General features: G+C 49.2%; 10 protein-coding genes. 3 read left to right on the top strand and 7 right to left on the bottom strand.

The annotated features are described in order from the left end of the window. Window position 1: 1 nt before the first annotated feature. Both hisG and LWL52_RS08260 read right to left on the bottom strand, forming a co-directional pair. Complete coding sequence (hisG, locus tag LWL52_RS08265; protein ID WP_242918754.1) at window positions 2-853, bottom strand: ATP phosphoribosyltransferase; 852 nt, start codon at window positions 851-853, stop codon at window positions 2-4. A gap of 357 nt (window positions 854-1,210) precedes the next feature. Next, on the bottom strand, window positions 1,211-5,182 hold the full coding sequence (locus LWL52_RS08260) for an MBG domain-containing protein (RefSeq protein ID WP_242918752.1): 3,972 nt from the start codon (window positions 5,180-5,182) through the stop codon (window positions 1,211-1,213). Between the two features lie 566 nt (window positions 5,183-5,748). Between LWL52_RS08260 and LWL52_RS08255 the strand changes: the two genes are divergently transcribed. Continuing rightward, the gene (locus LWL52_RS08255; protein WP_242918751.1) at window positions 5,749-6,516 is read left to right on the top strand and encodes a DUF2911 domain-containing protein; all 768 of its coding nucleotides are present in this window, start codon (window positions 5,749-5,751) and stop codon (window positions 6,514-6,516) included. Between the two features lie 175 nt (window positions 6,517-6,691). Here LWL52_RS08255 and LWL52_RS08250 read toward each other — a convergent pair whose 3' ends face one another. The 5 genes from LWL52_RS08250 to mnmA all read right to left on the bottom strand — a co-directional run bounded on the left by LWL52_RS08250 (window position 6,692) and on the right by mnmA (window position 13,416). Further along, on the bottom strand, window positions 6,692-9,124 hold the full coding sequence (locus LWL52_RS08250; protein WP_242918750.1) for a TonB-dependent receptor: 2,433 nt from the start codon (window positions 9,122-9,124) through the stop codon (window positions 6,692-6,694). A 16-nt stretch (window positions 9,125-9,140) separates the two neighbouring features. Then, entirely contained in the window at window positions 9,141-9,800 is a 660-nt protein-coding gene (rpe, locus tag LWL52_RS08245; protein ID WP_242918749.1) for a ribulose-phosphate 3-epimerase, read from the bottom strand. A 68-nt stretch (window positions 9,801-9,868) separates the two neighbouring features. Continuing rightward, window positions 9,869-11,530: a S8 family serine peptidase gene (locus LWL52_RS08240; protein WP_242918748.1), complete on the bottom strand. Its 1,662-nt coding sequence runs from the start codon at window positions 11,528-11,530 to the stop codon at window positions 9,869-9,871. Window positions 11,531-11,533: 3 nt separating this feature from the next. Further along, window positions 11,534-12,289 carry a hypothetical protein gene (locus tag LWL52_RS08235; protein WP_242918747.1) on the bottom strand — a complete coding sequence of 252 codons (756 nt, stop codon included), beginning with the start codon at window positions 12,287-12,289 and terminating at the stop codon, window positions 11,534-11,536. Further along, window positions 12,286-13,416, bottom strand: coding sequence for a tRNA 2-thiouridine(34) synthase MnmA (gene mnmA, locus LWL52_RS08230; RefSeq protein ID WP_242918746.1), 1,131 nt, complete (start codon window positions 13,414-13,416; stop codon window positions 12,286-12,288). Before mnmA ends, LWL52_RS08235 begins: the two co-directional genes overlap by 4 nt. A 229-nt stretch (window positions 13,417-13,645) precedes the next feature. On the opposite strand from mnmA, the gene trpF reads away from it, so the two are divergent. Together trpF and LWL52_RS08220 are read left to right on the top strand one after the other, a co-directional pair. Continuing rightward, entirely contained in the window at window positions 13,646-14,269 is a 624-nt protein-coding gene (trpF, locus tag LWL52_RS08225) for a phosphoribosylanthranilate isomerase (protein ID WP_242918744.1), read from the top strand. A gap of 74 nt (window positions 14,270-14,343) precedes the next feature. Further along, complete coding sequence (locus tag LWL52_RS08220; protein ID WP_242918742.1) at window positions 14,344-15,312, top strand: alpha/beta hydrolase; 969 nt, start codon at window positions 14,344-14,346, stop codon at window positions 15,310-15,312. The last annotated feature ends 67 nt before the right edge of the window (window positions 15,313-15,379 follow it).

The following is a 15,379-nucleotide window of genomic DNA, read 5'->3' as shown; positions in this document are numbered from 1 at the left end:
ACTAAATGATCATTTTTTCGATAGGCACCACTAATATTCCCTGCGCGCCGGCGTCTTTTATTTTCTCGATGATCTCCCAGAAATCATCTTCATTCACTACCGAATGCAGGGAGCTCCAGCCTTCTTCAGCCAGGGGCAGAATGGTAGGCGATTTAACCCCGGGCAACAACGCGCTGATCTCGGATATACTTTCATTTGGGGCATTAAGCAGGATATACTTGGCTTTTTGCGCCCGCTGCACGGAATGGATCCGGAACAATAACTTTTCCAGAATCTGCTTCTTCTCAGCATTTAAGTTTTCATTGGCGATCAGCACAGCCTCGGATTTAAAAACACGTTCCACTTCGCGCAGGCCATTGCTAATCAGTGTACTACCCGAACTCACAATGTCGCATATTGCATCGGCAAGGCCTATACTTGGGGCGATCTCTACTGAGCCACTTATCGTATGGATCTGTGCGGTTACGCCATTTTCTTGCAAATACGCCTGCAGCAGGTTTGGATACGAGGTGGCAATGTTCTTCCCGTCCAGGTCCTGCACCGAATCGTAGGAAGCGCCTTTGGGTACGGCCAGTGACAGGCGGCATTTGGAAAAGCCCAGTTTCTCAACGGCCAGTTGTTGTTTGCCCTCCTCTACCAGTACGTTTTCGCCTACAATGCCAATATCGGCTACGCCATCGGCTACATAGCCCGGAATATCGTCATCGCGCAGGAAAAGGATCTCGAGCGGAAAATTAGTAGATTCTGTTTTAAGTTTTAGGGTACTGCTAATAAAGGAAATGCCGCACTCCCGGATAAGGTTAAGTGAATCTTCACTAAGCCGGCCGGATTTCTGTATTGCTAAACGGAGCATGTTTTGAGATTTAATGGTAAGATAGAAACAGTTACTGCTTTGCTCACAGCAAAGAGTAATACGGGCTAAAACCCTCGGGGGCGATATGATTCTCTAATTCCTCTTACGAGGAATGATGGATGTGGTGGAAATGCACAAGCGCAGCAATGGCAACGGGCGTTGCCAGAGAAGAAAGGATGCTATTAGCTGCGGTTTTATTCATCTTGTGCTGCAAATGTAGAATAAAATTCCGCTTCTGAAAATAAAGTAGGAAACTTTCTGAATGCCTTAACCAGAAATTCTCTTTTAAAGCATAAAGAGGCCCCCGCTTACAGCGAGGACCTCTTTGTAGGTAAACAACCGGGTTATACTTCCTTACTACTTCTTCAGCAGCATCTTAATGGTCTGTACACCCGCCGTAGTGGAGAGCCGTGCAAAATAAATTCCTTCCGCCATGCTATGGGCATCCACCTCATACTCATACAGTTTGCCTTTTTCTGCTACGCCTACGGCCACTTTCTTCACCAGCACACCCCGCACATCAAATACCTCCAGTGCATAGCTCTGTTCTTTTTCGACAGAGAAAGCAATGGTGGTTCTGTCAGAGAATGCATTCGGATAGTTGTAGAACTCAGTGGTTGGTACCGCTTTAACCGGTGCCTCGGCAACCAGTTTGCTGGCAGTGCTGGTTTTTACATTCGCTTCATGGATTACGATCGAGCCGCCGCCGAGAGCTGTAACAGCATCGGCGTTATCAGCAGCACCTGATTGGTTATCATATACCGTGTTACCATTAGAATCGACGATCTTCATGCGAATTTTATCAGTTCCGCCGCCGCCGTTTAGTTGACCATCAATGGCTGATAAGGTAAACTTATAGGTACCTGTTCCATTGATCGTGCCTACTCCCCTATAGCTTGCCTTGGCACCACTGATTACGAGTGTCGCTGTTTCGTAAGATGTACTCTTGAAATTAAGATTTCCTGCCTGGAACTGGAATTCAGTTTCTCCTTCAACTGCAGTAGAACCTTTCTTGTATTTCGCTACGAATCCAAAGTTAGCTTTACCGGTTGCGGATGGTTCAGCTACATAGGCGCCAGCCGGAGAATTAATCCAACCACCACCTGTTACAAAACCACTATTTGGATCATACACAGGCAAGTATGCTGTAGAAGATGCACAATCGCTACCAACTGAGGCTTTAACCTGGTACACCCCAACTGTTAAGCCTGTAACAGTTACTGTAGCAATTCCATCTATACCTGTTACAGCAGTTTTTGAAGTTCCGTTGTCTAAAGTAAACTGAACAGTTACACCTTGCACCGCCGGAGAAACTATTGCGCTAAGAGTAGCCGTAGTATTTATAGCTACCGGTGTACCGCTTGCAGCTGCATCAATAGCTACGCTGTTGATCGTAAGGGTGCCATCAACATACTTGAAGCTGTAGTTGTTTGCGACCCCGCCTGCTGCAGTGATAGTATATGTACCGGTACCACTCATCTGACTAGTATTAGCCGATGCAACCGGAGCTGTAGTTAACACAGAAGCGTTCTCATTCAGCACGAAACCAGAATAGCTAACAGTGAAAGATGGATTGGCTTGACCACAGTATTTGCTCTGATTTTCTGCGGTAACAGTAAGCTCTTTCTTGTTTATTACTACAGCGGTTGAACCACTGGTGTTATTGTAATTGCCAGTAGCATCCGTAAAAATCCAGGAAGCTGTACCGCCAGGCGCATTGGTAAAGGTATTGCCAAGCGCAAGTCCGGCCAGTGTTTCTCCTTTTACTCCTGTTGCAGAACCTGTCGCTCCATGGGCTACGCCGTCGTAAGTGCCGGTGTAGCCGTTTACAGCGATAGTAGCATTCGCCTTACCAATCTGGAAGGTCTTGCTGTCTGAAGAAGCAAGGTAGTTGTCATCACCAACATAGTCGAAACCGGCAGTGGCTGTACCTGCATTCACGTTGTCTGCATACTCAGCTTTTGGAGTCAGGCTCAAGCCAGGACCAGTTACTCTTACAGTGGCTGGCGTTATTGCCGAACCGGTGTAAGTGAATGGACCAGATGCAAGCGTAACAACTGTGGTTGTAGGAGCTTTAGCGATTACCAGAGAACCTGTACCATTGGAAGCAGTGTAGTTGCTGTTATTCAGGGATGCTACCACGGCATAAGTGCCGGCATTTGTTGGAATTGTGGCAGAGCCAGCATAGGTCACATTTACTGCCAAGCCAGCAGGTGAAGTAGTAACTGTTGCACCCTGGGCAGAACCGTTGTAGGTCTTAGCTAAGTCAGTTAAAGAGATCGTAGCAGAAGCCGGAGTAATTTTCAATATACCAGGCGTTTTCGTCACACTGTAGTTACCTAACTTGTTGTTCGGGTCAACTAATGTAACATTAATAGCATATTCTCCTACGTTGCTGGTTTGCGTGGCAATAGTGCTGTAATCAGCGCTAATATTATCGGCAGCAACAGCCCCTTCTACAACACCATCAAAAACCGGGTTAGCCTGATTATACTTTCTTTCCTTATCATTTGCAGTAACTGAAAGTGCTTTCTGAGCAATCACCAAATTACCTGTTACAACCGCCGCACTGTAATTGGCATTGTCCAGCGTAGCTTCCACTTCATAAGTTCCTGCATATGTTTTACCATTGTTGCTGATGCTTATACCACTTACTGCTGGTGTAGCCGTAGCCGTTGCTGACTTCAAAGTACCATCATAAGTATGTTCCAGGTTTCCGAGAGTAAGCGTAACAGGAGCTTTGTTGATTATGATATCTACCTGGCCGCTTTGATCAACATAGTTAGCATTGGTAAACGTCCATGAAGCTGTGCCACCAGGTACATTGGTGAAGCTGGAACCTAGGTTTAAGCCAGTCAGATCTTCGTTGTTTACACCTTTAGCTGTACCACTGGCGCCATGTGCTTTGCCGTCGTAAGTAACAGTCTTACCAGTTACTACAATTGTAGCAGCGGCCTTACCGATAGAAAAGGTTTTGCTGTCTGAAGAAGCTAGGTAGTTGTCGCTACCTGCATAGCTGTAGCTGGCTGTAGCTGTACCGGCATTGGTATTGCTGGCATAAGTAGCAGCTGGCGTCAGGCTTAGGCCAGGACCTGTTACACTAACTGAAGCAGGCGTAATAGGCGAGCCCGTGTAAGTGAAAGGTCCAGTTGCAAGGGTAACTAGTGTAGTAGTAGCTGCTTTGTTAATGATAAGCGTTCCTGAAGTGCTACCAGAATAATTATCGTTCACTAATGTAGCTACTACAATATATCCGCCTTCTTTATAATTAACGGGAGCTGCAGAAGAACCATCATATGTATAAGTGAAGCTACTTGTACCCGTTACATCTGTGGATGCAGAGGCAAATTTAGCACTGCCATCATATATATGCTGCAGGTTACTTAATGTAACGGTAGCTGTTGCTTTATTTACAGTTATACTTACTGCATTGGTGGTAGCAGTTCCGCAGCTATTGGTAACCACACATCGGTATTGATTGCCATTCAAGGATACAGCAGGCTGTGTCAGATTTAAAGTAGCTGATGTAGCACCGGAAATGTTTCCAAACCCAGCACCACTATCTACTTGCCACTGATAGGCAAGAGTAGCCGTTCCGGATGCAGCAACTGTAAAGGCTGCATTCGCCCCATAGGTTACTGTTTGGTTTACAGGCTGGGTTGTAATTGCCGGTCCAGTACAGGAAGATATGAAATCAGCTGATAATGAAATCTTGCCGTTATTCTTAGTGCCAGTTTGCGAACCTCCTGAAGCTGTATAAATTACTCCATTTAAAGTAACATTATCAAAAGAATAATAAATGGTCTGAAGCTCAGTAACAGCTAAACTGTTGGAAGGGCCAGGAGCAGAGAACGTTAAACTACTCTGAGGCCCTGAGTTAGAAGTGCCTATTCTATATCGTACAGTAATATTGGTACCATTTGGCAGTCCCGTTGATTTAAATTCAACATTGGCATCAGTAAACACTGTTTGAGTAGTATAAGTAGATTGCTTACCTGTTGCTGTTACGGTAAACTTTACACCGATATGGCGTGATTCGATAGGATATTCAATCTGCCAGTTACCAGCGGCATCTACTGCCACATCATACACATGATAATCAGGGTAATCGGGTTCTTCCTTAAACTCTACATGGACTGTTTGATCTAGCGTCCAGCCGGAGCCGGTAATAAAAGCGATCTCGCCGGGGGCATAGTCGTCCTTATCAGATGAAACAGTCTGGGCCTGCAGCCCGAAGGAGCTGAGCAGAAATAAACCCGTGACCAGCAGGAAACGCTGAAAGTAATGGTACTCTTTAGCTTGTAGCTTGAGTAGAAGTTTTGATTGCATACATTAATTGTTAAAAGGTAGATAAAAGGTTAAAAAAGTTTATGCTGCGCTGAAAAAAAGCGCATAAAGAGGTTACTCTCCTGCTTGATAGGAGCAACTAAACAGCAGGATTTTCTCTCCCTAGCCGCAGGGAAAGTGCCTGTAAATCATAGCTTTAGGTGGAATTGGTGTATTAATCTTCAATTAATTAATCATATTATACAAGAAATCGTAATTTTGGTTGTATAAGTTCCTGATTATCTGAAAATATTTTATGGTATAATGCTATATTAGGAATGTTACATTTTATCGTGTAAGTATATTTTTGCTTCAATTGACTTGGCTAAATTTTAAAGATTATATAAGGTGCTTATACTATTTAGCCTTATGTTCTTGCGTATCTTTGCTGCCCGAAAAAAGCCTTTTGCTATGGCACAATTTTTTCTGTGACACCAAAGTTTAGAAGTATAAATTAAATATTAACTATGAAGCGTTTTCTGGCAGGTTTATGCCTCTTTGTAGGATGTTGCTTTAGTAGCCCTACCGTATTTGCTCAGGTGAAGCTACCTCAGCCTAGCCCTGAAGCAGTGCTAAAACAAACCATTGGCCTTACAGCAATCACGGTGCGCTACCATGCGCCGGGCGTAAAAGGAAGAAAGATCTTTGGCGCTTTGGTACCTTATGGGAAGATCTGGCGGGCAGGCGCAAACGAATCGACCCTGATCAGTTTTGAAGACGATGTATTCTTCAACCATGAGCGTGTTCCGGCTGGCACCTATTCTTTTTTTATTATCCCAGAAAATGAAACATCCTGGAACGTTGTTTTAAACAAGGATACGACCCTGTGGGGCCTGGAAGGGTATAATGAACTGGATGATGTGGCCTATTATGCGGTTACACCAAAGCAGAACAGCTTTACCGAAACCATGCAGTTCTCCTTCTCCGACCTTGGCACAAATAAAGGAATGCTGAACCTGGCCTGGGAAAACATGAAGGTATCGATCCCGATAGAAACTGAGGTAGAAAGGAAAGCCCTGGCCAATATCAATGCCGCGCTGGCAAAAGCTGTCGCAGACGACTGGTATGTATGGGCGCAGTGTGCCGAGTATATGCTTCCTTACAAAGAACAGCATCAGAAAGCACTGGAGTGGATTAACAAATCGATTGCTATTAAAGACACCTTCTTCAATAACTGGATAAAAGCCCGACTTTATGCTCAGAACAATGAGTTTCAGATCGCAGCTTCGCTCACGGCTAAAGCAATGCAGCTCGGGAATACCGAGCCGGATAGTTACAAAACTTATGCGAAAGAGATCGAAACGGCTTATAACAACTGGAAGAAGCGCAAATTATAGTTGTTTATACTTACTGTCTAAAAGAAAAGGGAGCCGAACAATTTGTGGCTCCCTTTTTTATGAATCAATGGGGAAATTAACCAGCCAGCTTTTAGTATAGCTTAAACTGTTACTTCATTAGGTATAGACGCTCTTATCAGCGTTAAACCTGTACTTCCGGTGTTATACTTCTGAATTAAAATCGTGCTACGAAGCGGAGGTTCAATCGGCGGCCGGTCAGGTAATTAGGTACAGCATAGGTCAAGCCATTCACATCGGTTACATACGTATACGCCACCCTGTTCTGCGCATCGATCAGGTTGAGTACTTCCAGTCCTATCCAAAGACTTTGGAGCGATACTTTTTTTCGCTCTACGAGGTCACTTTCCAGCACGATCACTTTCGAGAATCCCACATCTACCCGTTTGTAGGACTTGCCATTAAACGCATTGCGGTATTCCGGCTGGCGGGGTGGGCCAAACGGAAGGCCACTGCCATATACCATGTTCAGGTATACCCGTACAGTAGGGTTATCAGGCAAGTGATCCTGGAAAAATACGCCGACATTCACCAACTGATCGGTGGGCCTGCGGATGTAACCCTGCTCCTGCCGCCCAACCGGTCTTCCCTGCGCGTAAACGGTCGTCGAATCGCCGTCCACATTCTCGCGGGTGGTCAGCAGCCCCAGGCTAAGCCACGACTCGGCTCCCTGGATAAATTCGCCGTTCACCCGCACATCAAACCCGGCCGCATAGGCTTTCGCGTTGTTACGCGCATAATAACGCAGCCGCACATTATCTACGTCATAGGGTACCACATTGGTCATGTGCTTGTAATAGGCTTCGGCTGTGAGTTTAAAATCCCGCCCCCACTTCTGGAACAGGTAATCGGTGCCGACAATAGCATGCAGCGATCGTTGCGCTTTCAGATTAGCGTTGAGTTCTCCTTCAAAATTGCGCAGCTCTCGGTAAAAGGGCGGCTGGTAGTATAACCCTACCGCAGCTTTAAAAGACAGATCCTGATTACGGGGCGAGATAAACGCATACTGCAGGCGCGGCGTGAGGGTCAGTTCGCGGTTAAAGTCCCAGTAACTGGCGCGCATCCCGTAGGTGATGGTACGCAGCGAATCAAGCTCAAAAGTATGCTGCACATAGCCATTATAGCGCACGCTCTGCAGGTCCTGGCGGGAATCCAGCAAATAAACGGGTTTAACAAAGTCAGCGGAATCGGTGAAACCATACTCTTCCAGCCGGTCGTCCATGTGTTCGAGGCCGATCTTGGCGCCTGCCAGTATTTTACTCCGGCCGCTCAGCTGCCACTCGTTCCGGCTTTCAGCCGTCAGTATACTTGCCTTTAAGGCATTGCGGGCATGGTCGAACTGGCTGCCGGCACCCCGGGTGCGTTCGTCCTCGCCAAAATTGTTGGCGTTCTGGCTTACATCGCTCAGAAGGTAAAATGCCTCCACATCCCGAAACTCCCGCTCCCGCGACTGCACGCCGGAAAGTATAAGCGAGGTTGTATAGTTCTGATTAAAACGATGCGCCAGATTCAAGCCAACCTGGGAGGTACGGTACTCCATCTGTTCGCGGCCATCAAAACCAACATACAGGCGCAGCGGCATGGAGCGGGTGCCGAAAGTGGTGACCCGGCTTTTGGGTATGACCAGGTAATTATTCCGGGCATAGCTTCCTAGTATTCCCAGCGTAGTGCGGCCAGGCTGTAAGGTGTCTTTGGTCAGGTTGATATGGATATAAACCTGTGCATCGGAGAAGTTAGGTTGATACTCGCCGTTTTCCTGCAGCCCCTGCAAGATATACTGGCTGTTTTTGTAGCGGGTGCCAAACAGGTACGAAACGCGCTTGTTCCGCGAGGCGGACTCTACGTGCAAAGCGCCTCCTGTGAGGCTACCCGTTACGGAAGCTGCAAACTTTTGGGGTTCTTTATACTTGATGTCCAGCACTGACGAGAGTTTGTCGCCATACTTGGGTTGCCAGCCGCCGGATGAAAATGCAATGCTGCCCACCAGGTCCGGGTTCACAAAGCTAAGGCCCTCCTGCTGGGCGGCCGTGATCAAAAAAGGCCGGTATATCTCGATGCCGTTCACATAGACCAGGTTCTCGTCGTAATTGCCACCCCGCACCGAGTAGGTGGAAGAAAGCTCGTTATTGCTCGAAACGCCGGGCAAGGTGACAAGGATCTTGTTAAAGTCACCGAAAGCGGAAGGAAGATTTTTGGTGAGCCGCGGATTCAGGTTGGTCATACTTACCTGCTCGCGGGTGTCGGTTTCGCGCTTGCCCCGCACATCCAGCGTACGTAGCTTCTGCAGGTCAGGCACCAGCGTAAAGGTCAAGTTAAGTTGTTGTCCGGCAGCGGCCGTCAGTGTTTTTTCCTGTGCCTCGAAGCCAATGTAGCGCACCTGCAATACCAGTTGTTCATTGGCTGGTATCGCCAGCCGGAAAGTGCCATCGGCTGCGGTGTGCGTACCAATGGTAGTGCCCTTGATACCCACGGTAGCTAGTTCCAGCGGTTGCTTTTCCTGGTTGAGTACTTTGCCTACCAGTAGGGCCTGCTGTGCCGAAACACCCATTGGCAAGAGTAGAAGCAACCATACCGACAGATATTTGAGCATCAGGCGTAGCGTAGCGTTATTTCAGGGAGACGCTTTTCAGGTCGGCAATTGTTTGCTCCGGATCAGCAGCCGAGAAGACAAAGCTGCCGGCTACCAGCACATCGGCTCCTTTCTGCAGCAAAAGCGGCGCATTCTCTTCGTTTACCCCGCCATCTACTTCGATCAAAGCGGACGAATTTCGGGCAAGAACCAGCTCTTTTAAAGTTTCCAGCTTACGGTACGTATTCGGGATGAACTTTTGCCCGCCAAAACCGGGGTTTACCGACATTACCAGCACCAGATCCAGGTCAGCAATGATATCCTCCAGACCGGATACAGGCGAATGCGGATTCAGGGCAACGCCCGCCTTGGCGCCGCATGCTTTAATCTGCTGGATAGTGCGGTGCAGGTGGCGGCAGGCTTCCAGGTGCACCGTGATCACATCAGCGCCGGCCTCCCGGAAACGCGTGATGTATTGCTCCGGCTCCACGATCATCAGGTGCACATCCATCGGCTTTTTAGCAAAGCGTTGGATGGCTTCCATCACCGGGAATCCAAACGAAATATTGGGCACAAAGCGGCCATCCATCACATCTACATGGAGCCAATCAGCTTCGCTGCGGTTCAGCATCTCCACCTCCGATTGCAGGTTAGCAAAATCAGCGGCAAGTATAGAGGGTGCGATCAGTGGTTTCATAGCTGTAAAGGTAAATTTTTTAATGAGTTTTCTGTAACACTAGCCCTGAATGTTGCGCTGAAATGGTATTATAGTTTTATCAGCCGCAGGGTAGCACTTTGGTTGCCAGCCCGCAGGCGGCAGATGTAAAGGCCTTGTTTTAAGCTGTGCCCCCGCAGCCCCAGTACCTGGCGGCTCTGGCCGGCAGGCAAGGTCTCCTGGTACACCATTTTGCCTGTGGCATCTACTATACTTAGCGCCAGGGGCTGCGCCCCCCATTCCGGCCCAAGCGTAAGGATGATCTCCTCCCCTGTAACCGGGTTGGTGATAAAGGCTGACGCTGCTGCCGATGCTTCGGGCAGCGCCGTTACGATACGGGCATAACTCGGAATACCATACCCGATCGCATTGTCGGGGGAATTTGCTTTGCTCCCGAGCTGGTGTAGCAGCTGAATTATTTCTATGTTGGTTTTGCCAGGATATGCCTGCCACAGACACGTTGCAAATCCTGCCATAATGGGCCCTGAAAAGGAAGTGCCGTTGCTTTGGCCTACATTGCCTGCTACATTCAGCACGTACGCTAGCTGGCCAAGCGCCACCACATCGGGTTTGATGCGGCCATCGGATGCTGGGCCAAATGAGCTGAAAGCCGCTTTCATACCCAAAGAGTCTACCGCCCCCACTGTTAATACAGAATCGGCATCTGCTGGCGCGGAAATAAAGTGCCAGGCTTTGTTTCCGTCGTTTCCAGCGCTTGCCACCACCAGTATACCTGCGGCAGCAGCCATGTCGGCAGCCCGGCTCACCAGGGCCGTGTTGCCATCCAGGTCGGCATAGGTATAGCTTTGCGCGGGGGCATCAAACGTAGTATAGCCAAGCGATGAATTGATCACATCGGCCCCGGCGCTGTCGGCATACTCCGCAGCCAGCAGCCAGTTGATCTCTTCCAGGGGATGTTCAGTTGCGGCATCTTCGGTGCGCAAAAGCAGGTAACTGGCCCCGTATGCCGTGCCCAGAAAGGTGCCCGGGGCATAAGCAGCCATGGTGCTTAGTACCGACGTGCCGTGCGCATCCCCGCCGAACACGTCCTGTTGGTTCAGCACAAAATCAAAAGTGCCCTGCAGCTGCTTGTTCTGTAAAAGTTGGGTCAGCGCCGGAATTGCATTTAGGTTCGGAAACCCGGCATCGAGCACGGCAATGAGCATTCCTTCGCCCCGAAAGCCGGCCTGGTGCAGGTCCACGGCTCCCAGCATATTGGCCTGGTGGAAAGCAGGCCCATAGTCCTGGGCACCTGCAGGCGCGGGAACCTTTATTGAAAAGGATAATTTCTGATCTTGCTGTAAAGGGTGGCTTTCCTGCCGGGGCTGGGCTATTCTGTTGAGGGTGTAGGAGCCTTTAACAAAAGGCAGCTTTTCTAACTGCGCCAGTTGTTCGTCGCTGCATTGCACAACGGCAGCATTAAACCAGCGGGAAGTATACCATACCGGTACCCCCTGTTTTTTGAGCTCACTCACATAGGCCGGGTTAACGGGCAGATCGCGCGAAGTTAAGGAAATGTGCTGCCGCTGCCGGCGCTCCAGGGACCGGGGCGACAGGAAAGCCTGGGGATTGTCTAAGGAAAAAGGAGTGCCTGCTTTATCGGTGAAGTATACCAGCCGCTTTTGCTCTATTGCTTCGGCCTGCTGCGCTCCCTGGCCGAGTACGGCCGGCACTGAAAGCAGAAGGAACAGGTAGAGGAGCAGGTGGCACATCGTTTATTTATGTCCGTAGGAAGTTAGTATCTCGTGGCGCTCATGGCCGTTCAATTTGTAGCCAATGGCATACTCGCACTTGCTGGATTCCATCTGATTGCAGTATACAATGCGGTTATACCGCATGTAGACCATGCCGATATCCTCGGCATAAACCTCCTGGCGGTCGTCAAAGCCGATCCAGCTTTCCGTGGGCGTTCCCTGCACCACCGTCAGCGTTTTGGGATAGGTCTTATCCCCGATCGTAAAAGGCTCTCCTACTTTATCATACGTATACGACTCCTTGCTCAGGTAATACTCCGATCGGCGGCCATCAACAGGAGTATAACTATTCGCCTTGTTGTTGTTATACGCATCGCCCAGCCACGACTCCCCGGCTTTCACCGGAAATACCAGCTTAACGTGTGGGGTATTATCTTTGGTGAGCAGCACCATGGTGTTTGTCTTGGCTACTACAAATACGGAATCATCCACCCACGGGCTACCGGCATCCGGACGGATAGAACGGACTATTTTATAGTTAAGCGTGTTGGTCTGGTCGTAAAAGGATGTATCCACCCGCTCCTGCAACTGAAAGCGGGCAGTATCGCCCACGTTATACCTGTACTGGATATCGGTGACGTTGTAAATGCGGAAATCCCCGATAGCTACCGGATAATAATCGTATCCGGCAGCCCGGGGATCGGGATCTGCAATTTTTTCCTCACAACCCGCCAATAAACCGGCGAGCAGGACCAAATGCAACACAGCTTTTCTCATGAAGGAAGTATGTCCAACGGGTAAAACTCGTTATAATTTGTTTCGATCCAGCCACCTCCTACTACATCGTTGCCTTCATAAAATACCGCTGCCTGGCCCGGGGCAATGGCATGTACGCCGTGCAGAAAATGCACCTTCATCTTATCTCCCACCTGCTCTACAATGGCATCGGTCCCCGCATCGTTATAGCGCACTTTCGTGATCGTGGGGATAGGCGTATCGTGCAGGTGCTCATACTTGCCCATGTTCAGTTTGCCTACCGTCATGGCATTTTTTGAGAGGTCTTCGTAATTGCCCAATACTACGCGGTTGTGCTCCTTTTCGATGCGCGTTACATAAGCCGGGAACCCGAGGGCCACTCCTAAGCCTTTGCGTTGCCCGATTGTATAAAACGGATAACCTTCGTGCTTGCCTACCACGGTGCCATTTTCCAGCACAAACTCGCCACCGGCTACCTGCTCTTCCAAGCCTTCTACCCGGCGCTTCAGGAAGCTACGGTAGTCGTTATCAGGTATAAAGCAGATCTCATAAGACTCCGGCTTATTTACCAGTTCGGTAAACCCGCGGTCCATGGCCATTTGCCGGATCTCGGTTTTGCGCAGCTTGCCCAGCGGGAAAATAGTACGGGCCAGGCTTTGCTGCGAAATTCCCCATAGCGCATACGACTGATCTTTGTGCTCGTCCAGCCCTTTGGAGATCACATAGCGGCCATTTTCCTGGCGGATATTGGCATAATGCCCCGTGGCTATAAACTCGCAGCCCAGCTGGTCAGCCCGGCGCAGCAAAGCATCCCATTTGATATGGGTATTGCAAAGCACACACGGGTTAGGCGTCCGGCCTGCCAGGTACTCATCTGTAAAATGATTGATCACAAAATCCCCGAACTCCTCGCGGATATCAATGATATAATGCGGGAATCCGAGTTGCACGGCAATGTTGCGGGCATCATTTATGGAGTCGAGGCTGCAACAGCCCGTTTCTTTTTTAGAGGCTCCGCTGGAGGCATAATCCCATGTTTTCATGGTCATACCTACTACTTCATACCCTTGCTCGTGTAACATCACGGCAGCCACAGAACTGTCTATGCCGCCACTCATGGCTACTAAAACCCTTCCTAACTTACTCATCTATCTTCAATAATGAAAGTACAAACCAATTAAATTATGCTACAAAGATAGCAACAACCGCGCAGTTATAAAGATTCAGCAGGCCAAATATTGCAGGCAGCTCTTCCGTTATACTTGCTCCGGGGTGATAAAAAAATGCAAATAATAGTGGCATACTACCCCTTTTGGCCTTTACTTTGATCAACAGAAATTATTTATCTCTACTTATACTATTAAAGCAAAGCTTTTTATGGCCCTACGTACTTCCGTAATAGTAAATGATATAAACAACTTAAGTGATGCCCGTTTTTGCGCCGGCATGGGCGTCGACATCATCAGCTTTAACCTGAAGCTCGACAGCTCCGAGCGAATTGAACCCGGTCCGCTGAAGGAAATCATTGGCTGGATAGCCGGCGTGCAGCTGGCCGGCACCTTCGAAAGAGCGCGACCCGAGCTGATTAACGAACTGGCAGATGAGTTCGGATTGGACCTGATCCAACTCGACACGCCCTATCTGATCGATGAAATTGAAGAGATCAACCGGCCCGTGATCCTGAAGGTATTCGTGAACAAAGATACGGTAGAGAGCGAGCTGCTGGAAATGATGGAGCTCTATGCCCCCTCCGTGCAATCCTTTTTGATCTATTCCAACGACTTTGAAGCGATAGACGAGACGAATATCAAATTCCTGCGGGAGCTGGCTTCGCGGTTCACCATATACCTGGGCTTCGGGCTGAATAAAGACAACATCAACACAGCGTTAAAGAAAATAAAGCCGGCAGGCATTGGCTTGCAGGGCGGCCATGAGATAAAACCCGGCCTGAAAGACTTTGACGAGCTGCAGGATATTTTTGAGGAGATTGAGGAGCTTTAAGCGCAGTAACCTAATAGCCTGTTTCCCTGTATGTGATGCTTAGCAAAGTATAAAAACGCTATATCCGACGCCTTATGCTCTCACCTGCTGCTTCCAAAGGTTTATTGCTGGCTATGCCCCTGTTCGTGCTAAGTATGCTGCCCCTGCGGGCGCAACAAAACGGGCAGGTGCTGCCCCTGTATACTGGCAAGATTCCCAACGAGGTGCCAGGCCCTGATGATGAGCAGGTCACGAAAGAGTGGAATAGTACTTATAAGTATGAGGATGTGCGTTTCAGTAAAGTGCGTAAACCGCAGTTAACTGTTTTCCTGCCTCCTGCTGCTAAAGCGAACGGCACCGCGGTATTGATCTGCCCGGGCGGCGGTTACGGTATGGAGGCAGCTGGCCATGAGGGAATTGAAGTAGCCAGGCGTTTTAACGAGCAGGGAATTGCGGCCTTTGTGCTCAAATACCGGCTGCCGGACGCGAAAGTTTCGTCGCAGCCTTCGCTGGCTCCCCTGCAGGATGCGCAGCAGGCGCTCCTGCTTATCCGGCAAAATGCGGCCAAATGGCACGTAGATCCCCGGAAAGTAGGTATATTGGGCTTCTCGGCAGGTGGGCACCTGGCTGCCACGGCCGGCACTCATTTCAACAAAAATTATGGGAAGCCTACGGGAGAAAAAGGCAATCTCCGCCCCGATTTTATGTTGCTGCTTTACCCCGTCATCAGCAGCGACACGGCCATCTGGCACAAAGGCTCATTTCAGAACCTACTGGGCAAAAAGCCTACCGCCGAGCAACTGCAGGATTTCTCGAATGAACGGCAAGTGACCGCGCAGACGCCGCCTACGTTCCTGGTACATGCCACAGACGATGATGTGGTGCCGGTAGCCAACAGCCTGGTCTTTTATCAGGCCCTTGTAAAAAACAATGTTCCGGCAGAACTGCACGTGTACCAACAAGGCGGCCATGGGTACGGCTTGCACAACCCCACTACCCAGGACGAATGGTTTGAACGCTGCCTTAACTGGCTTCGTAGTAATGCGCTACTGCCTAAGAAATAAAGTACCGCTTCTTAAAACAGAACGGATGCCGCTGACCATACTTTGTCTGCGGCATCCGTTCTGTTAA

Origin of the sequence: Pontibacter liquoris, assembly GCF_022758235.1 — a bacterium.
Taxonomy (GTDB): domain Bacteria; phylum Bacteroidota; class Bacteroidia; order Cytophagales; family Hymenobacteraceae; genus Pontibacter; species Pontibacter liquoris.
Note: the sequence above shows the minus strand (reverse complement) of the source record. Positions and strands in the feature narration are given on the sequence as shown.

Excerpts from the sequence above, each read along its gene's own strand:
- hisG (WP_242918754.1), bottom strand. The coding sequence starts at position 853 with ATGCTCCGTTTAGCAATACAGAAATCCGGCCGGCTTAGTGAAGATTCA.
- LWL52_RS08260 (WP_242918752.1), bottom strand. The coding sequence starts at position 5,182 with ATGCAATCAAAACTTCTACTCAAGCTACAAGCTAAAGAGTACCATTAC.
- LWL52_RS08250 (WP_242918750.1), bottom strand. The coding sequence starts at position 9,124 with ATGCTCAAATATCTGTCGGTATGGTTGCTTCTACTCTTGCCAATGGGT.
- rpe (WP_242918749.1), bottom strand. The coding sequence starts at position 9,800 with ATGAAACCACTGATCGCACCCTCTATACTTGCCGCTGATTTTGCTAAC.
- LWL52_RS08240 (WP_242918748.1), bottom strand. The coding sequence starts at position 11,530 with ATGTGCCACCTGCTCCTCTACCTGTTCCTTCTGCTTTCAGTGCCGGCC.
- LWL52_RS08235 (WP_242918747.1), bottom strand. The coding sequence starts at position 12,289 with ATGAGAAAAGCTGTGTTGCATTTGGTCCTGCTCGCCGGTTTATTGGCG.
- mnmA (WP_242918746.1), bottom strand. The coding sequence starts at position 13,416 with ATGAGTAAGTTAGGAAGGGTTTTAGTAGCCATGAGTGGCGGCATAGAC.
- trpF (WP_242918744.1), top strand. The coding sequence starts at position 13,646 with ATGGCCCTACGTACTTCCGTAATAGTAAATGATATAAACAACTTAAGT.
- LWL52_RS08220 (WP_242918742.1), top strand. The coding sequence starts at position 14,344 with ATGCTCTCACCTGCTGCTTCCAAAGGTTTATTGCTGGCTATGCCCCTG.